The sequence below is a fragment of the Paenibacillus curdlanolyticus YK9 genome (assembly GCF_000179615.1).
GTDB classification, from domain to species: Bacteria; Bacillota; Bacilli; order Paenibacillales; family Paenibacillaceae; genus Paenibacillus_T; species Paenibacillus_T curdlanolyticus.
Map to the genome: position 1 here is coordinate 1 of NZ_AEDD01000016.1, position 19,128 is coordinate 19,128.

At 51.8% G+C, this 19,128-nt stretch carries 12 protein-coding genes; 9 read left to right on the forward strand and 3 right to left on the reverse strand.

Annotated features, from left to right (window positions below):
* Positions 1–530: 530 nt before the first annotated feature.
* Both PAECUDRAFT_RS23320 and PAECUDRAFT_RS23325 read right to left on the reverse strand, forming a co-directional pair.
* Positions 531–2,180 carry a response regulator gene (locus PAECUDRAFT_RS23320; RefSeq protein WP_006040638.1) on the reverse strand — a complete coding sequence of 550 codons (1,650 nt, stop codon included), beginning with the start codon at positions 2,178–2,180 and terminating at the stop codon, positions 531–533.
* Positions 2,155–3,903: a sensor histidine kinase gene (locus PAECUDRAFT_RS23325; RefSeq protein ID WP_006040639.1), complete on the reverse strand. Its 1,749-nt coding sequence runs from the start codon at positions 3,901–3,903 to the stop codon at positions 2,155–2,157. Before PAECUDRAFT_RS23325 ends, PAECUDRAFT_RS23320 begins: the two co-directional genes overlap by 26 nt.
* Positions 3,904–4,050: 147 nt before the next feature.
* On the opposite strand from PAECUDRAFT_RS23325, the gene PAECUDRAFT_RS23330 reads away from it, so the two are divergent.
* The 6 genes from PAECUDRAFT_RS23330 to PAECUDRAFT_RS23355 all read left to right on the forward strand — a co-directional run bounded on the left by PAECUDRAFT_RS23330 (position 4,051) and on the right by PAECUDRAFT_RS23355 (position 13,949).
* Entirely contained in the window at positions 4,051–5,004 is a 954-nt protein-coding gene (locus tag PAECUDRAFT_RS23330; RefSeq protein ID WP_006040640.1) for an ABC transporter permease, read from the forward strand.
* 36 nt (positions 5,005–5,040) lie between these two features.
* Positions 5,041–5,919: a carbohydrate ABC transporter permease gene (locus tag PAECUDRAFT_RS23335; RefSeq protein ID WP_006040641.1), complete on the forward strand. Its 879-nt coding sequence runs from the start codon at positions 5,041–5,043 to the stop codon at positions 5,917–5,919.
* Between the two features lie 102 nt (positions 5,920–6,021).
* On the forward strand, positions 6,022–10,335 hold the full coding sequence (locus PAECUDRAFT_RS23340) for a carbohydrate binding domain-containing protein (RefSeq protein ID WP_006040642.1): 4,314 nt from the start codon (positions 6,022–6,024) through the stop codon (positions 10,333–10,335).
* A gap of 419 nt (positions 10,336–10,754) precedes the next feature.
* The gene (locus tag PAECUDRAFT_RS23345; RefSeq protein WP_006040643.1) at positions 10,755–11,444 is read left to right on the forward strand and encodes a response regulator transcription factor; all 690 of its coding nucleotides are present in this window, start codon (positions 10,755–10,757) and stop codon (positions 11,442–11,444) included.
* Entirely contained in the window at positions 11,425–12,861 is a 1,437-nt protein-coding gene (locus tag PAECUDRAFT_RS23350) for a HAMP domain-containing sensor histidine kinase (protein ID WP_050794421.1), read from the forward strand. The genes PAECUDRAFT_RS23345 and PAECUDRAFT_RS23350 overlap by 20 nt, the downstream gene beginning before the upstream one ends.
* A 128-nt stretch (positions 12,862–12,989) precedes the next feature.
* Positions 12,990–13,949 (forward strand): ETX/MTX2 family pore-forming toxin, encoded by a 960-nt coding sequence (locus PAECUDRAFT_RS23355; protein WP_006040645.1) that lies wholly within the window; start codon positions 12,990–12,992, stop codon positions 13,947–13,949.
* Here the strand turns inward: PAECUDRAFT_RS23355 and PAECUDRAFT_RS23360 are convergent.
* Positions 13,936–15,081 carry an amidohydrolase family protein gene (locus PAECUDRAFT_RS23360; RefSeq protein ID WP_006040646.1) on the reverse strand — a complete coding sequence of 382 codons (1,146 nt, stop codon included), beginning with the start codon at positions 15,079–15,081 and terminating at the stop codon, positions 13,936–13,938. The genes PAECUDRAFT_RS23355 and PAECUDRAFT_RS23360 overlap by 14 nt on opposite strands.
* A 177-nt stretch (positions 15,082–15,258) precedes the next feature.
* Here PAECUDRAFT_RS23360 and PAECUDRAFT_RS23365 point away from each other — a divergent pair, with 177 nt between their 5' ends.
* Genes PAECUDRAFT_RS23365 through PAECUDRAFT_RS23375 form a run of 3 tightly spaced genes read left to right on the forward strand, consistent with a single transcriptional unit; the run spans position 15,259 to position 19,109 of the window.
* On the forward strand, positions 15,259–16,626 hold the full coding sequence (locus PAECUDRAFT_RS23365) for an MFS transporter (protein ID WP_006040647.1): 1,368 nt from the start codon (positions 15,259–15,261) through the stop codon (positions 16,624–16,626).
* Positions 16,627–16,639: 13 nt separating this feature from the next.
* Positions 16,640–16,840 carry a cation transporter gene (locus PAECUDRAFT_RS23370; protein WP_006040648.1) on the forward strand — a complete coding sequence of 67 codons (201 nt, stop codon included), beginning with the start codon at positions 16,640–16,642 and terminating at the stop codon, positions 16,838–16,840.
* Positions 16,841–16,859: 19 nt separating this feature from the next.
* Entirely contained in the window at positions 16,860–19,109 is a 2,250-nt protein-coding gene (locus PAECUDRAFT_RS23375) for a heavy metal translocating P-type ATPase (protein WP_006040649.1), read from the forward strand.
* Positions 19,110–19,128: the final 19 nt, after the last annotated feature.

A 19,128-nucleotide genomic window follows, 5' to 3' on the forward strand; every position in this document is an offset into this window, starting at 1 on the left:
CGTTCAATGCGTTGATTTGCAGCATCGTTTCGAGTAAACTTCATGTTAAGCGCCTCCTGATGGGTTTCTGGGTATCCGACCCCGTAACACCCCCATCATACGAGGCGCTCCTTTGTTTTGTCCAAGCTCAAATCTTAGACTCTACAGGAATGTTTACATTTGCAATCGACGCATTTAGAACGATTTAACGGCTCTGGAGTCCGTTAAAACGCACGAGTGTTTTTTGCCAACGGACGGGACGCTAGCCATTCGGTTGTGAGCATAGATGGTTAGTGCATATGCCGAGGGCCGGAGCGCGAATAGGGCAGGAAAACCTGCCCTAAACGGCCGGAAGAGGGGCCGGAGCGCGAATAGGGCAGAAAAATCTGCCCTAAACGGCCGGAAGAGGGGCCGGAGCGCGAATAGGGCAGGAAAACCTGCCTTAAACGGCCGGAAGAGGGGCCGGAGCGCGAATAGGGCAGGAAAACCTGCCCTAAACGACCGGCAGAGGGGCCGGAGCGCGAATAGGGCAGAAAAATCTGCCCTGAAGCCTAAAGCTGCGAGCTGTCCCGGTAGTCCTGCGGCGTAGCCTCATAGTACTTCTTGAATACGCGAATAAAGTAGGCGGTATTGTTATAGCCGACGGCCTCGGCGATTTCAAGCACTTTGGCAGCGGTCGTGCGAAGCAGGAAAGCCGCCTTCTCCATGCGCAGCCGATATACATATTCGGTCAACGCCTCGCCGGTCTCGACTTTGTATATTTTGGACAGATAAACCGGATGAAGATGGACATGATCCGCAATAGCGGGCAATGAGACATCCTTCGCCAGATTGAGGTCAACGAAGCTGCGCACTAAGCGAACGATGGAGCTATGATTGTCGCTCTGCTCTTGGGCAGCGTCGCTGCGAATGCTGCTTAAGATGCGGATGGACCAATCAAGCAGCTGTGCTGCAGTGGAGTAGGCTGGCGACCGGAAATATTTGAGATCCTCAGCTGACAACACGACCGACAATTGTTTGCCATTCTTATGAATGATATAGGCGAACGCTCCGGCAAGTACATGGTAAGCTTCGATTAGCTGCTCGGATAAGTCAAAGTCCTGCTCATCGCCTGCCTGCAGCATCCCTTGGAAAATTTGCCGGATCTTCTTCTCCACATCCTCGAATCGTCCCGCATCCAACAAGCTGAGCAGGGTAGGGGGCTCATACAGCGGCCAAACGGTGTTGATCGAACCCGTCTCCGCTTGTTCGGGCAGCGTAAGGAACAAGCCTTGCCCGTGCCCCATTCTTCTTCGCATGGACGTGACCGCATGGTCATAGATCTCTTTGGCCTGAGCGGGGAATTGCCCCCAGCCTCCTACTAGAATCGAGACTTCGCCCTTCAGGTAATTGTGAACGTTCGTTTGGATTTGCGCCGCATAACGCGCGAGCAGCGCTTTGGGATCGTCCTTGTCCGGCGTCGAGGCTGAACTGCCTGTAGTCCGAGGTTTGACGACCAGCACGATATAATCATGCGAATCCCTTGCGTGCCAAACGACATAGTCGCTGTCCATCAGCTCGCCGACGATGTTGCATATGGCATACTCCATAAGCGCCCAATCCTGCCCAGGCAGCTCGGTGAACCGCGCTTCCATTCGAATGAGCAGCATGCACATCTGATCCCCCGCAACGAAAGGGAGATTCAGCTGCTTCATTTTGTCCGCCAAATCCGATTCCGTATAGCGTTTGCCACGCAGCAGCTCATTCAACGTGTTCGAGCGGAGCAAAGGCAAGTGCTCGTTGAAGGCATAGAGCGCCTTGCGGAATGAAGCGACCTCCTCCCACTTCTCGCGGATTTGATTGCCGACGCGGGTAACGGAATCGATCAGATCTTCATCGCTTACAGGCTTCAGCAAATAATCGAAGGATTGCTGCGCGATTGCCTGCTTAGCATATGCGAAGTCGGCATAGCCGGATAGCAGGATTGATTTGATGTGAGGCCATCGGCTATGGATGATTGTGATCAGCTCAATGCCCGACATGCCGGGCATCCGGATATCGGTGATGACGATATCAATCGGGTTGGTTTCAAGAATGTCGAGCGCCTGTGCACCGGATAATGCCTCATGTACGACGCCGACTCCACACGATTCCCATGGAATCGTTTCGGCTAGCGTTTCGACAACGGATCGTTCATCATCTACCAGTAAGAGCTGTAGCATCGTGTCCACCTGCGCTTTCATTGTTGGGTTGCCATGCAATCGTAATTCGAACGCCGCCGAGCTCGGAACGGGCATAGGTTAGCCCAGCCTGCTCACCGAACAGATAAGTCAACCGCTGATGCACGTTCCACGTGCCGCAGCCCATATTCCCGTCGAGCGGCTTGGCGAGATTTTGCTGAAGCTGGCTTAATCCCTCATCTGCCATGCCTACGCCGCTGTCCTCCACAGTAATCGTGCAGCATCCATCCTCATACGAACCGCGAATTCGAATTTCGCCATCCTCAGCCTGAGGCTCCAGACCATGAATAATCGCGTTCTCAATGATGGGCTGCAGCGTCAAGCGCGATACCGGCTGGTTCAGCAGCTCATCTGGCATTTCAATCGTATAGGTCATCCGCTCAAGCCGCAGGGATTGGATTTTCAAATAATTGCTCACCATATTTATTTCTTCTCTGACGGTTGCTAGGTCGTTCTCCGACCTCGTGATGTAACGGAAGTATTCGCCTAGATTTAAGGACATGGCAACGACGGCCTCTTCGTTTTTCATGCGAGCCATATTTTTAATGTAAAACAGGCAGTTATATAGAAAATGCGGGTCAATCTGCGATTGGAGCTGCTTTAAGGTCGCTTCGCGCCGGCGCAGCTTCTCTTCGTACACGTTCTCGATAAGCTCTTGAATGCGCTGGGCCATAATGTTGAATCGGCCGAGCACAAGGCTGAACTCATTATTTCCAGACGGCTGCAGTCGAACCGAGAAGTCGCCAGACGATAATCGCCTTGTGCCCCGTACGAGCTGCAAGAGCGGAAGCTGCACGCTGCGATAAATAATGAAGACAACCGCGAGGCTCATCACGAGCAAAACGGCGATTGACGTATAGAACAGGTTGCGGCTGTTCGTGATCGGGCTGAGAATTCGCTGCATCGGCACGTAGTCAACGTAATACCAGCCCAAGCTTTTGGAATGGATATAAGAAACGTAATATTCGGTGCCGTCAAGCTCTGTCCGAAACCCGCCGCTGCTGTTCAGCGTGGAAGCCTTGAGTTGCTGCCCAAGCTGCGCGATGAGCTTTTCATTCGCGCTGCCATTGCGGATCGTGCCCATGTCGGCGTTGAACAAGAACGGGTCGCCGCTATTATTGGCTTTGTTCTGATCGAGAAGCCCAGTCAGATGGGTGGCGGGAAAGCTGATCTTCGTAATTAAACGAGACTTGCGAGGATCAGACATCGCCGTGAGCGGCTCGGTCGTATACCACGTGAAGCTGCCGTCGGCATAATGCCAGGTTCGCGGGAGCGGGTTGGCAAAATCATTCGCTTCATAGGTATAGGTAGCGTAGTAGTCGGTAGAAAGCGCATCTTGCGTACGAGGAAAATAGAGCGTGACGATGGAGTGCCACTTGCTCGCCGCATTATAGAGATTCATTTTCTCAAGTATGGCCACGCTCAGCTTCACGCGTTCATATGGATTTTTGATGTAATCGGGACGCTGAAAATCTTGAATGCTGGAGTCTTGCCCAATTGATACCCCATAGAGGGAAAGCTGATAAATATTAGACTCTACCTGCGACGCGAAGGTCGACAGTCGATTCGTCGTATTGTTCTGAATCTCGTTTTCGATAACGCTTACACTTTCCCTGTTGGAGTAGGTATATAGCGAGATGACCGGGATCAGGAGCAATAGCACGAGGAGTGAGATTTTGGTGAAAACATTAAAGCGTAGTCGCATGGGAGAGTGCCTCCATATAGTTAAAATATCAATACTGTTGTTGCAATATTAGGATATAGATTAACTTTTTGCGTTGCTATAATTATATTACAAGGTTTGGAGAGCTATGAAAAGCAAAAATTAATGTAAGAACATGGAGGAAAGTGAATGAAAGAAGTTGCTTATTCGCATTCGGATACGCCTGTTTCGTTGCGTCTGAATAGGAAAAAATGGAATATGAAAAGAAATTGGCCGTTGCACATGATGCTTGTTCCAGCAATATTGCTTACTATTGTTTTCCAATACGTTCCGATGGCCGGCATCGTCATCGCATTCCAGGACTTTAAGCCATGGCTCGGCTTTACCGGATCCAAATGGGTGGGGTTGGACAATTTTCGATTTCTGTTTCGTTATCCGGACATCAATCAGGTGATCTGGAACACGCTAGTCATTGCATTCTTCAAAATCATTGCTGGATTGATCGCGCCATTCCTATTCGCAGTGCTGCTGAATGAATTGCGGTCGATGGCTTTCAAACGGGTGACGCAGACGCTGGTCTATTTGCCTCACTTCCTCTCCTGGGTCATCCTCGGCGGCATATTGCTAGATATTTTGGCGCCGGAAGGCGGAATGGTGAACAGGCTCGTCGTCGCGTTTGGCGGCCAGCCGATCTTCTTTCTCGGCGACGGCGATTGGTTCAGGGTAACCTTGATCGTCAGCGATGTATGGAAGGAATTCGGGTTTGGCACGATCGTATTCCTAGCTTCGCTTGCGGGCATAAACCCGGCGCTCTACGAGGCGGCGGAAGTGGACGGGGCAAGCCGACTCAAACAAACGATTCATATCACGTTCCCGGCAATCGTACCGATGGCGGTCGTGCTCATGACGTTATCGATCGGCAATATTTTGAATGCGGGATTTGATCAAGTGTTCAACCTGTACAACCCGCTCGTTTATGAGAAAGGCGACATTATTGATACGTTCGTATACCGGCTAGGCATTTTGAATGGCAAAATGAGCTTCGCTACTACAGTCGGCTTGTTCAAATCCGTTGTCGGCACGGTATTAATCGTTATTTCGTATCGGCTGGCTTACAAGCTGGCGAATTATCGGGTGTTCTAGGCATAGGCTTGCGTTCACATCGAAGGAGGGCTTTACTTGTATCACAAAACATTAGGCTACAAGCTTTTCAGCGTCTTTAATTATTTGTTTCTGGGCATGATCTCGCTGCTGTGCGTGCTCCCGATCGTTCATATTCTCGCCGTCTCGTTCAGCAGCATGGCGCCGGCATCGGCCAATCTGGTCGGCTTATGGCCGATGGGCTTTACGACGGATGCGTACGAGAAAACGTTCGGCAACTCGAATTTCTTGCAATCGCTGTGGATATCCGCCCAGCGAACCGTGCTGGCAACCGTCATAGGGATGGCGCTTGTTTTGCTAACAGCGTTTCCGCTGGCTAAGGAGGATCAAAGCTTCAGAGGCAGAACGATGTACATTTGGTTTTTCGTCTTCACGATTTTGTTCAGCGGGGGCTTGATTCCAAGCTATATTCTGATTCAAAAAATCGGCCTGATGAATTCGATCTGGGCATTGATTTTGCCGGGAGCCGTTTCTGTCTGGAACATTATCTTAATGTTGAATTTCTTCCGAGGGCTGCCCAAGGAGCTCGAAGAGGCTGCTTTTCTGGATGGAGCCGGCCAATTTAAAACGCTTGTGCTCGTTTATGTGCCATTATCGATGCCAGCGATCGCCACGCTTTCGTTGTTCACGATGGTTTTCCAGTGGAACTCTTGGTTCGACGGGATGATCTATATGTCGGATGTTAAGCATTATCCGCTCGCTTCGCTGCTTCAGACGATTATCGTGCAGCAGGATTTTTCCAAAATAAACGTCGATCCGAAGCTGCTGGAAAACATCTCGCAGCGTACAGTGCGGGCTGCGCAAATTTTTATCGGAGCTTTGCCGATTCTGCTCGTTTATCCGTTTCTTCAACGGTTTTTCGTCAAAGGGATGGTCATTGGGGCAGTGAAAGAATAGGCATGCTGGAAAGTCATCGGCCGGGAGCTGTACGAGCGGCGCTCGGTCGGATGGCGCCTTAGAATGAATGCTCAAGGTTATGAAAATTAGGAGGGTACAAGGATGAACAAATGGATTTCTATACTCATCACTTGCTGTTTGCTGCTTACATTAATAAGCCCAGTCGCTTACGGCAGCGAAGCGCCTAAGCAGTCGGCGACATTATTTCCAGACCTGAAGGGGCATTGGGCACAACAGGCTGCGCAGCGCTTGGAAGCGTTCGGCTTGCTGGGCGGATATGAGGACGGCTTGTTTAAGCCTGGCCAAACGATGAGCAGGGCTGAGCTGATCACGGTATTGGATCGTGTTTTTGGATTTAGCGGACAATCTAGTAAGCGTTTTCAAGATGTATTGCCTGCGGGGTGGTATTACGATTCGATCATGAGCGCATACGGCTCAGGCATCACGGATGGCATGGATGCGGAGCATTTTGCCCCAAACGCTAGCGTCACAAGACAAGATGCGGCAGTTATGCTCGACCGTGCATTTCGGTTATCGACGGGGCAAGAGCCGACTTCCCAGTTAAATGGGTTTCAAGATCAGGCGGATATTGCTGGCTATTCCGAGAAAGCGCTTACTTATCTGGTGGGCGAGAAAAAAGTAAAGGGCTATAATGATTTGCTGCTCCCAAGGGCGCCGATTACGCGTGCGGAATTAGCCGTCTTATTATCCAGCATGGTAGAGGACATCGTTACGGAATCCTCTGTTTATAGCAAGTCAACGATAGAAGGCAATGTGGTCATTCGAGCAGGCGGCGTTACGATAGCCAATACAGTCATTCATGGCAATCTAATTTTGGCAGAAGGTGTCGGAGAAGGCAGCATCACACTTGAAGGCGTTACCGTAACGGGAAAAATCATCGTGCAAGGCGGCGGGCGGGTTGCTTTCACGGATGGGACGCATGCGGGGACGGTCATTCTGCTGCAGCCATCACGAATGGAAGTGTCGAGCGATAGCGTAATTAGCATGCTAGCCGTTGATGCTAAAGCAGCGGCAGCGCAGATTACTAGTAAGGGGACGATAGCCGAGCTGACCGTTGCGGCAAGCGGCGTCAAGGTCAATGGGGAGGAAGTGAAGGCTGGATCGCAAATCTCCTTAAAGCCGGAAGGGGCGGCGCCAACGCCTTCGATTCCAACCAATCCGACCAACCCAACCAACCCGACTGGCCCAGCAGCCGATAAGCCTGTGTCCCCAACAACGATTCCAGACAACCAATGGCAGCTGGTTTGGAACGATGAATTTAACGAGCCGACGATTGATGCTTCCAAATGGACGCCCATTGATACGGGAGTTGTCTATAATAACGAGCTTGAAGCTTACAACCGGAACAATGCGACAATTGCCAAGGACGGCGATCGAAGCGTCCTATCCATTGAGGCGAAGAAGGAAAGCTATAGCGGCAAAAACTATACGTCGGCGAAGCTGATCTCGCAAAACAAGGGAGACTGGACGTATGGCAAAATGGTCGTACGCGCCAAGCTTCCTGTAGAGCAAGGCATGTGGCCTGCGATCTGGCTGATGCCAACGGACGAGTCTCACTATGGCGGGTGGCCTGCTTCAGGCGAGATCGACATGATGGAGCTTATCGGCGGAGCGGCGAATAAAAACCGCGTATACGGAACGCTGCATTTTGACAGCATTCAGCCCGATGGATCGCATGGCTCGGATCAAAATACGTTCGAACTGCCGAGCGGGCAATCGTTCAATGACGATTATCATGATTTTCAACTAGAATGGCTGCCGGGCGTCATTCGCATGTATGTAGATGGTCAATTGTATCACGAGGTGACGGATTGGAAGACAAGAGGGCCAGGGCAGCCGGAGGATTATACGTATCCTGCGCCATTCGATCGACCCTTCTATATGATTTTGAATTTGGCCGTAGGCGGCGACTGGCCGGGCGCGCCGAACGCAGATTTTGAATCGGGCCAAATGAAAGTCGATTTCGTCCGCGTGTATGCATATAAAGACCTAAGCAGCTGGCCGGATGTAACGGGACAGCCTCCCGTGCCAACGCCGCAGCGAGCGCCGCAAGCCGATGGCAATCAATTGTACAATGCGCAGTTTACAGAGGGTGCAGATCAGAATGGGGTGCCCCAAAGCTGGCAGTTTCTATTGAATGCGAATGGCGCTGGGAGCGTCGCAGTCGTAGACGACGCTTTGAAAGGGAAGGCGGCGAAAGTGTCGATCGCGCAGCCGGGCGATGAGTTGTATTCGATCCAGCTTACCCAAATGCCGATGTACGTGCAGAAAGGCAAAAAGTATAAAGTAACGTTCGATGCGAGGGCGGATGCGAGCCGTTCGATTATGACGAAGGTTAACCAGTTCCAGAAGAGCTGGAAAAACTATTCAGGCGAGCAGAGCTTCGCGCTTTCTACGAGCTGGCATTCGTATGACTATACGTTTGATATGCAAGAAAGCACAGATAACAATGCGAGATTTGAGTTTAACCTTGGGCGAAATGCGGAAACGGTATATGTGGCCAATGTGAAGCTCGTAGAAATTGGCGATGCGACGCCGGCGCCGACTGTGCCGGGCAGCCGTGTGGCGCTCCCTGACGGAAATCTCGTGTATAACGGGACGTTCGACCAAGGGAAGGATCGACTTGCTTTCTGGTCTTCCGCTATAAAGCCTGATGCGCAAGCGCAGATCGGCGTGAACAATTTCTTGGCATTTCCGATCATGGAGCGGCAATTGAGTGTCGACGTGGCTAACGGCGGGTTGGCAGCTGAATCCGTCGCTCTCCGTCAGTCGGGCATTCCGCTTGAGAAGAATACGACGTATGGCATCTCCTTCGAAGCAAGGGCAGAAACGCCGAGAAGCGTTGATATTAACCTCGCCAGCGCCAGCAGCAACAGCATTCAGATCGTAGGCGGACCTTCCGTGCAGCTGGGCACAGAGCTCAAATCGTATTCGAAGGATGTCAACATCGGCGACGGCGCAGCTGAATTAGAAGCCGAGCTTTCCTTATTGTTCGGCGGTTTCGCGGGCAAGGTGTACGTCGATAATGTTCGAATGGTCAAGCGCGGCAAGCCAGCTCATGTGAATGGCTACGCGCATATCGCGGCTTCAGACGCTTGGGAGATGCACGGCTTGCAGCTGGAGAATGCGAGCGAAGGCGGCAAAAACGTCGGCTACATGGACGAAGGAGACTTGCTGCAATACAAGATCAGCGTGGAGCAGGATGCCGATTATCGCATATCGGCAAGGGTTGCGAGCGGCCAGGCTTCTTCGCAAATCCGGCTGAGCGTGAAGGATGAAGCGGGCAGCGTGATTTCACAATCGGTTTATCCGCTTGGCGACACAGGCGGTTGGCAAACCTATAAGACGATTTATTTCAACCCGGTGTCGCTGAGGTCGGGACAAGGCTACTACGTGACGTTCGAAGGGGCAGATTTTAATACGGTATGGGTCGATCTGGCAGCGAATCAAGTTCAAAATGGCAAGCTGGATGCCGATTTGCAAGGCTGGAATCTTGCAACGGCAACGCAATCGTCTGCCAGCCGCTCCAATGATGGCGAGCTTGTCGTTCAAGTATCGGACACGGGGACGAATTGGTGGGATGATCAGATCCAGCAGTACGGCTTGAACATCGAGAAGGGCAAAGCCTATCGCCTTGAATTCGATGCTTACGCTTCGATTCCTCGAACGATGCACGTATTCGTGGCGGAGAGCGGCGGCGCGTATGCGAAATATATGGAGCAGCAGGCTGCTCTAAGCGCAACCTCTACGCATTACAGCTATACGTTTACGATGGCTCATGATACAGACGCTGCTGCTTCGCTGGTGCTCGGACTTGGAGAGCCAGTCAACGGCGGTACGGCGCACACGGTTTCTATCGATAATATAGTGCTGCATGAAGTAAATCCGTCAGCGGACAGCGGCGGCCAGCCGATGCACGTCAATTTGCTGAAAAATGGCAGCTTCGCGAATGGAACCGACGGATGGTTCTCTTATGCAGCAGTTGATTCGAACCAACTCACGATAGCGGCGCTGAACGGGAAGCTGCAAGCATCGATTGGTACCGTCGGGGACAACCCTTGGGATCGCCAAGTGATTCAAGAAGGCTTCAACATTCAGCAAGGCTCCAAGTACACCCTCTCCTTCCGAGCAAAAGCGGATACGCCAAGAAAGCTGGGTCTTGGCATTGGATGGGTCGATGTTCCAGCCAATTATGCGTGGCATGGCTATTTTGGGGATCAAATCGATTTGACGACTACCGAGCAGACCTTTACGTTCACCTTCAATGCAACTACGGAGAGTTATCCGAATTCGCGGATATCGTTCGATATGGGCAATATCCCCGGCGGCAACGCCGGCCAGACCGCGATTACGATCTCGGATGTCAGTCTCGTGAACGTTGGTCCTGCTAGTTAGAGCTTGCACGAATTGCATAGCTGAAGTTGCAAAAGCCGCGGAGCTCCGCGGCTTTTGCTGTTTAGACGCAGGGAGATGTCGCGCTGCTGTCCCGCAAGCTCCCCCAACTCTCCTAACGGACCGAGCGGGCGCTATTGCGCTCAAAAAGCAGAGTTTCAGAATCTAACGGACACAGGGGGCGTTATTTGGCCGACAACAGCTAGATTGCAGCGGGAACAAAAGGAATAACGGCGCTGGAGTCCGTTATACTTGCAGCTTGCCGTTTTTTTGCCAATTAGCGTCATTGCGGTCCGTTAGGATCTGGAAGCGATTTGAACCCGATTGCTGCTCGCGAAGTGCAGATGCCTATCCCCCTTCGATTATGCTAAACTCGCAATAGAATTAGCGAATTCATCCATATGAGGATAGGAGAGTTAAAGATGAGAACCATCATGGTTGTGGAGGATGAGCCGGCCATTTCGCGGGTTCTGGCAGCCTATATCAAGAAAGCGGGATATGAATGCGCCGTGTTTACGCAAGGCGAGCTGGCGGTCGAGCAATTAACGACGGTACAGCCTGCACTCATTTTGCTAGATGTGATGCTTCCAGGACTGGATGGGTGGGAGGTGCTTCGCGAGGTGCGAAACAGGAGCACGTGTCCGGTTATCATGCTAACGGCAAAGGGGGAAATTGGCGATCGGTTATTAGGCCTGAACAGCGGCGCGGATGATTATATCATCAAGCCATTCGAGCCGGTTGAGGTCATTGCCCGCATACAAGCGATCCTGCGAAGGCCTTCCCATGCTTTAATTACTGATCATCAGAAGCAATATGGCAGCCTTAGGATTGATTTCAAATCGAGATCCGTCAGCTTGAACGGGGAAACCCTCTCCTTGACGCCCAAAGATTTAGCGCTGCTGCTGTTTCTAGCCGAGCATCCGAACCAGATTTTCCATCGCGAGCAATTAATCGAACGCGTATGGGGAATCGACTATGATGGAAGCGATCGCGCGGTGGATCACGCCATTAAGCGGCTGCGCCAATCGCTGCATCCGATGCCGCCGGAGGACGGAGGCATTCGAACCTTGCGAGGAACGGGGTATCAGTTTTATGCGAATGGCGCCGACTGATCGAACCCGAAAGACGCTGCTACGCTATTGGACGCTGCGGTATGTCATTACGCTGACGCTCGGCTTAGTCGTCATCGGCATAGCCTCCGTGCTGTGGCTGCAGTATCAAGCATTGCATAATCGTTTGCAGCAAATTCGGAACTTCTCCGCGGAGGTTGCCGATTATGTCGTATCCGAGCGTGGAACGATCATCATACCGGATGAGTTCTATATTTGGATCGATAATCACCAGCGAAAATATCGGCTTCCTGCGCAATTCGGGCTGACGGTATTTGATGCGAATGGCCGACAGCTATATTTTAAAGGGGCGCCGAAGCGTCCGGGAGATCCGAAGCCTCATGCAGATGCTGCATTTCCTGCTCCGCCGCCTCTCGAAGACCGCGTTGTCGTAAATCAAATGGACAAGCAGTATACGACGACCACACCGATTATCGATCGCAATACCGTCATTGGGACGATCGCGATTTCGTATGTGAAGAAAGAATTAACGAACATCAATCAGCAGTACGGGCTAATCGTTTCCCTGCTGCTGTTATCCGGCTTGCTCGGGTGGCTTATCCTCTATTGGCTGCTTCGCAAGCTGTCAAAGCCGCTGCAACGTGTCGTCCAAGCGTTCAAGCAGATCGAGGCGGGCGACTATAAGCTAGCGCTGGAGGAAAATGCGAGGGAGCTGGAGCTCCACGAGCTGCTTGTCTATTTTAATACGATGGCCGTACGGCTTGAGCAGCTGGAGCAATTGCGCACCGAGCTGCTGGCAGGGGTAACCCATGAATTGCGCACGCCGATTACTTCGATTCGGGGCCTAACGCGCGCGGTTCGGGATCGGGTGGTCGAATCGGATGAAGCGGAGGAGTTTTTGGAGCTGTCATTAAAGGAAACGAAGCGGCTCGAACATATGGTGTCGGATCTGCTGGATTTTAACGCTTATGCGTCCGGGAGCATTCGTCTGCAAATGGAAGCTCTAGATCTAGGCAAGCAATTGAACAGGATGATCGACCAGTGGCGCTTAGTGCACCAGAAGGAAAGGATCGTCATTCAGGTTATCTTGCCGGATTCCTCAATAAAGGTGCGAGGCGATGCCGACCGGCTGCAGCAAATCATCGTGAACCTGCTGAACAACAGCAGGCAGGCGATGCGTGACGGAGGCAGCATCACAGTCATCGCCCAGCATTATTCGAACGCGCACTATGCCGTGCTGGTGAAGGACAACGGCTCGGGCATTCCGGCAGACGAGCAGGTCAATATATTCGAGCGCTATTACCGAGGCGCGAATAAGCGGCAGCAAGTGCGCGGGCTAGGCCTTGGCTTGACCCTGTGCCGGATGATGGCAAGCGCGATGAACGGAGAGCTGAGTTTGAAGGAAAGCTCGCCTGAAGGGACGACATTCCAGCTCCTGCTTTCTATCGCTTCTGAATAATGGAAATATCCGTATTTTTGCCATATGGCTGCCACATTCCCATCTTAATCTATTGCCAACGGAATAGTTCGCGCCACCCTTCGCCGCGATTATTCTAGTAGGTCCTATATGAAAGGTGGAACATAACAATGGCAAATGCAGCTGTGTATCATGTTATCATTTCTAAAGGGAAGCTGGGCAACAAATCGTTAGCGATTACCGCGTCAGACAAGGATGATTCCGTATTTATTTCATCGCATGAGTATGGCAACGAATATCAATTGTGGGAAAAACGATCGGTTCGCAGCGGTGATAGCAGCGCTTATGCGCTAGTGAACAAGAAGACGGGCAAGTGCATCGGCAGAAGGTCAGTAGCGAACGGCTCGGAGCTTTATCTGGAAGCTGCCTCCCAAGCAGATACAAGCGACATTATGGTGTGGAAAGATGATAGCGTGGCGGGTACCTATAACGCGATCAAAAACTATGCCGATTGGGAGCAAAAAATCAATGTCCCGCACAGTAGATTTCATGAGGGCCAGAAGCTTGTTACCTGGGAGTGGTCGAATGCGGCGGACAACGAGCTCTGGTTATTTTTGGCCGAGAAGAAAAACATCAAGATCAAGCATATGGACTTCCAGCTGGAGGGTGTCTCCCCTCAGGTGGATCAACCGCTTGTAACCGATAAACAAATCGTCAAAAATACGACGGGGATCGATCAGACCCAAGTTTTGACGCTTTCTTATTCCAAAGGAGTGTCGTATAGCTTCAATACGGAACGCTCGTTGAAGATTTCCGAAACGCTCGAGTTCAAAGCAGGCCTGCCATTACTGGGAGAGACCAAGGTGAAAATCGGCGTAGAAGGCACGCGCAAATATTCGGAGACGAATGCGACGGATGACACCGAAGAGCTTACGCTGGAGGTTCCCGTTACCGTGCCTTCCGGCAAAACGATCGAAGTATCCGCAATCGTGATGCAAGGGAAGCTCGATGTGCCTTATACCGCGGTATTCGAGATTTCATACCCGGATGTTACGGTGGAAGAAACGGTTTCAGGCATTTTCTCCAGCGTGAACTCGTATTCGGTGTATACGGAGTTTAAGCTGCTGTAAGCTGGAATATGAGCTCGTTCGCCATCCGTTTGTTTAGTCGATAGGTCTGGAATTTGCCCGCCTTGGCGGATAACGTTTTGATCAACCGAATTTGGCTTTCCGTCGGAGGCTGCTGCTCAATTAACCGTTCATAGTTCTGATGAGCGACCTTGAGTGCAGTCTCTGGCGTTAGCAAGTCGATAATTTCGTAGAGCGCATTCGCCGCTTCCTCTGCCGTGATCCCATAGCCTGAATCGGTTGAGAGCATGAATTTGTCCGGATACTTCTCAATGAGCGGCGCGTAGTCTGCTAATGCGTAGGTGCTCTCGCTGTTGTAGGCGGTAAATCCGGCGAAGAAATCGATATAAAGATTCGCGTGTTTGGTTAGAAGCGATTCGATATTGGCTGGAGCATTGTAAGCATTGGCGTGTCCCAAAATGATAGCGGTGTTCGGATGTTGATCCAGTGCTTCCTCCAGATGCATAATCGGTTCTCCGCTAAGCGGATCGATATGGAGGAGGATCGGCACCTGATATTGGGCTGCCAGGTCATAAATTTTCGGCAAATTACCATCGTTCGGATGCTCGGCTTTCCAAGCCACCTTGGATACGACCGGGGAATTGGTCGATGCAGCGACAACCTCTCCGATGTTCAAATACCCCTGCTCCAGGTTTTCCTTCACAATGGTTAAGCCCTCCTTCTCATACATCGGAAATCCGGCAAAGGAAGGATAGATGCGAGCAGGCGAACGGCGATATTGCTCCCAAGCTAATTGGTCTGTCGTCTGGGCGCTAGGCTCCGAAATGTCGCCAAACAGTACGGTACGATCAATCCCGAATTGTCCCCACTTGTCGATAGCGTTAGGATCGGCTGCATCATGATTATGAATATCGATGACCGTAAGGTCGCGATATACCTCGTAAAGCGCTTCGCCCGAATCCGCATTCTGTCTCATGTGCTCGATAGCTGCAGCATCCTGCCTAGGGGCATAGCTTGTCCATGGCTCAACTGTAACCTTGTCTGCTGATGAAGCGATCGCAGCGGCGGGAGCATGAGCGGGGGCTTTTTTTGCATGCTCAGAGAGCGACTCAGATGATGAGCAGCCGGAAATTGCAGCGATGCCAAGCAATATTGAAATTTTCAATAGTTTCAATCGTATCCCTCCATTAGTGGGAGTATTCCAATCCATTATATCGCGATTTGCTGCTTGTTAATTAAAAGTTCCAAAATAGATATTCGATAACCAGAAAAATCGCCTTTTTTAACTTATTTCGTTTTCCTGCGCCTTCATCTATTCTAGATGTAAATTAGCAGAAGAGGTGAGATTTGGTTGTCGACGCAAACGGTTAATCGAACAAGGCCGAAAGCAATATCGCGGTCGAGGGTGGTAGCGATATTTCTGTTAGGCATATTCATGGGGGCGCTGGATCATGGCATCGTTGGACCAGCCTTGTCTTCTATCTTAAACAGCTTTGAGGTGGGCGCCTCGTGGGGGGTATGGAGCTTCACGATCTACACGCTCCTCTTCGCGGTAAGCATTCCTGTCATGGGGAAGCTGTCTGATCGATTCGGTCGTAAGCGAACGTTTATGTCAGGCATTACGCTGTTTGCCGTTGGGTCCGTTATTGCAGCGCTGGCGCCCAACTTCGGGATGTTCCTGCTTGGTCGTGCCATTCAGGCGATTGGCTCCGGCGGTATTTTTCCGATTACGGCTGCCCAGATTGCGGCCTCCTACCCGCCTGAAAAACGAGGGAAGGCACTCGGCTGGATAGGCGTATGCTTCGGCATCGGGACGATTATGGGACCGTTAGTCGGTGGATTGATCATTTCGTTCGCAGAGTGGCAATGGATATTTTTAATCAATGTTCCGATCGCGCTCGTGATCTTGTTGTTCATTTCGCGTTATCGTTCGGAACAGGAGACAAGCAAGAAAACGATTGACGGGTTTGGCATCGCGGCGCTGAGCTTGCTTATTGCGAGTATGATGCTGGCGATTACCGAGAAAAGCCTATGGCTTGCGCTCATCGCGATCGTGCTGCTGCCGATTCTGATTATGGTGGAGCGAAAGCAAGCCGACCCGATTGTGAAGCTTTCGTATTTTACAAAAAGCAGCACCCTTTTATTGCTGATCGCCTCTCTTGCATCTGGTTTTGTTATGGCGACGGCCATTAACATGCTTCCTTATTATGCAGAGACCTTGCTTGACATTCATAAGGGCAATAGCGGATTGACCGTCATGCCGATGGCAGTCGCATCAATGGTGGCCTCGCTGCTTGCTGGCTACATGTCTGACCGAATTGGAGCGAAACGAGTGCTGCTCGTCGGGTTTGTCATTACGCTGATCGGCGCTGCTGCTCTCGCATTAGGCACGGAGTCGTTGCCCCTATTCGTGCTAACGATTCTCATAATGGGGTTTGGAGTCGGCATCGTCATCGGGGCTCCGCTGAACGTGATGGTTTTGCAAGCGGTTGGCATGCAGGAGATGGGGGCGGCTGTCGGATATTTGAGCTTGCTGCGTTCGATTGGCTCTACGCTCGGGCCAACATTAGCAGGGCAGCTGCTGCTGTCTACCGATGATGGATTTGCGTATTTGTATGTCATTAGTGCGGCGGTATCTGTTGCGAGTCTTGTACTCGTCAGTATGTGGAGCAGCCGTGCCAAGACAGCGAGCGTTGGAGCACTACAAAAATCAACATAGGGGGAATATGAAAATGAAACAGGTAACGTTGAACGTAGAAGGCATGTCTTGCGGCCACTGCATCAACTCAATTGAAGGTGCACTGCAAGAAGCGGGGGCTGTAGGTAAGGTTGATTTAACGGAAGGTCAGGTTCATGTGTCGTTCGACGAAACAAAGCTTGAACTGCAGTCGCTTATCGCTGTCATCGAAGAGGAAGGCTACAACGTACGATAGGAAGCGGGGTGAGCGTTATATGGAAGTAAAGCATCAACAGGTTGACGTTCAAGACCAGACACAGCTGCATATTACGGGCATGACCTGCGCGACCTGCGCATTTCGTATCGAGAAAGGGCTTAAGAAGATGCCTGGCGTAGTCGATGCGAATGTCAATTTCGCGCTAGAGCGAGCATCCGTGGTCTATGATCCGTCGCGCGTCGACTCTGTTGCGCTGGAGCTTAAAGTAGAATCACTCGGCTATGGGCTGATTCGTAAGCCCATAGCGAATGCCGAGACGGAATCGGAGCCGGTGAATCCGCGCCAGCACGAAATCCGTAAGCAACGGATACGAACGGCTGCTGCTGCAGTTCTATCCTTCCCATTGCTGTGGGCGATGGTGAGCCATTTCTCATTCACTTCGTTCATATGGCTTCCGGAGCTGTTTATGAATCAGTGGTTTCAACTAGCGCTTGCTGCGCCAGTGCAATTCGTCATTGGTGCACCTTTTTATATGGGCGCGTATAAGTCGCTTCGCAATGGCAGCGCCAATATGGATGTGCTCGTGTCATTAGGCACGTCTGCTGCCTTCTTTTACAGTCTCTATGAATCGATCCGAACTTTAGGCATGAGCGGTCATATGCATTCGCCGCAGCTGTATTATGAGACGAGCAGCGTGCTTATTACGCTTATTCTGTTAGGCAAGCTGTTCGAGGCGTTGGCCAAAGGCAAATCGTCCGAAGCGATCAAGACATTAATGGGCCTTGGGGCGAAAATGGCGACCGTCATACGCGGGGAGCTGGAGTATCCCATCCGAATAGAGGAAGTTGTAACAGGCGACATCATTGTAGTGAAGCCGGGCGAAAAGATACCCGTTGACGGTGTAGTTATTGAAGGCCGCTCGTCGGTCGACGAGTCCATGCTTACTGGCGAGAGCATGCCGGTGCAGAAGCGTTCTGGCAGCGAGCTGTTCGGAGCGACGATTAACCGCAACGGCATCATGAAAATGAGAGCGACGAAGGTAGGCGCAGATACAGCATTGGCCCAGATTATTCGAGTGGTGGAAGAAGCGCAGGGATTCAAAGCGCCGATCCAGCGGGTGGCAGATCGAATCTCCGGCATTTTCGTTCCTATCGTGATTGGTATCGCACTAGCTACCTTCGCGATCTGGTTGTTCATTGACGGCACTGCTCATTTCGCTAACGCATTGGAAAAGGCGATTGCGGTGCTTGTGATTGCTTGTCCTTGTGCGCTCGGTTTGGCGACACCGACATCGATAATGGCTGGTTCGGGGCGAGCAGCCGAACTTGGCATCCTGTTCAAAGGAGGCGAGCATCTGGAAGCGACGCACCGCGTCGACACCGTTCTGCTTGATAAGACGGGCACGATAACGAATGGCAAACCGGAACTTACGGACGTGGTGCCTGATGAATATCACGCTGAGCAAGAGCTGCTGCGCTGGGTCGGAGCGGCAGAACGGAGCTCAGAGCATCCGTTGGCGGAAGCGCTTGTTCTCGGCATACGAGGAATGGGGATTGAACTGCCAGCAGCCGAACGATTCGAGGCGATTCCCGGTTACGGTATTCGTGCAAGCGTGGAAGGTCACGAGCTCCTGATTGGGACACGCAGATTGATGAAGCAGCACGAGATTGCTGCCGAACACGCATATGAGTTGATGTCCCGCTTAGAGAGTCAAGGAAAGACAGCCATGCTTATTGCAGTGGATGGGCGGTACGCTGGAATCATTGCTGTTGCAGATACGCTCAAATCGACGTCAAAGGCGGCTGTGAGCCGACTGCAAGACATGGGCATTGATGTCGTTATGATTACCGGAGACAATGCAACGACTGCAAGTGCGGTTGCGGCTGCTGCTGGCATTGAGCGTGTATTGGCCGAGGTGCTGCCGGAGGGAAAGGCATCCGAAGTAAAACGGTTGCAGGATGCTGGTCGCAAGGTAGCGATGGTAGGTGACGGCATTAATGATGCGCCGGCGCTAGCGCTGGCAGACATTGGGATGGCGATAGGGACCGGAACGGATGTCGCAATGGAAACGGCAGACGTGACGCTTATGCGGGGTGATCTGAATAGCATTCCAGATGCGATTCGGATGAGCCGCAAAACGATGGCGAACATCAAGCAGAATCTGTTCTGGGCGCTAGCCTATAATGTCATCGGCATTCCGATTGCCGCTTTTGGTTTTCTTGCGCCATGGCTAGCTGGTGCGGCGATGGCACTCAGTTCCGTATCAGTTGTATTGAATGCGTTGCGATTGCAGCGGATCCGACTATAAAAGAGAACCCCCAGAGTCG

Coding starts and splice junctions, on each gene's coding strand:
- PAECUDRAFT_RS23320 (WP_006040638.1), bottom strand. CDS start 2,180: ATGCTACAGCTCTTACTGGTAGATGATGAACGATCCGTTGTCGAAACG.
- PAECUDRAFT_RS23325 (WP_006040639.1), bottom strand. CDS start 3,903: ATGCGACTACGCTTTAATGTTTTCACCAAAATCTCACTCCTCGTGCTA.
- PAECUDRAFT_RS23375 (WP_006040649.1), top strand. CDS start 16,860: ATGGAAGTAAAGCATCAACAGGTTGACGTTCAAGACCAGACACAGCTG.
- PAECUDRAFT_RS23350 (WP_050794421.1), top strand. CDS start 11,425: ATGCGAATGGCGCCGACTGATCGAACCCGAAAGACGCTGCTACGCTAT.
- PAECUDRAFT_RS23330 (WP_006040640.1), top strand. CDS start 4,051: ATGAAAGAAGTTGCTTATTCGCATTCGGATACGCCTGTTTCGTTGCGT.
- PAECUDRAFT_RS23370 (WP_006040648.1), top strand. CDS start 16,640: ATGAAACAGGTAACGTTGAACGTAGAAGGCATGTCTTGCGGCCACTGC.
- PAECUDRAFT_RS23345 (WP_006040643.1), top strand. CDS start 10,755: ATGAGAACCATCATGGTTGTGGAGGATGAGCCGGCCATTTCGCGGGTT.
- PAECUDRAFT_RS23355 (WP_006040645.1), top strand. CDS start 12,990: ATGGCAAATGCAGCTGTGTATCATGTTATCATTTCTAAAGGGAAGCTG.
- PAECUDRAFT_RS23340 (WP_006040642.1), top strand. CDS start 6,022: ATGAACAAATGGATTTCTATACTCATCACTTGCTGTTTGCTGCTTACA.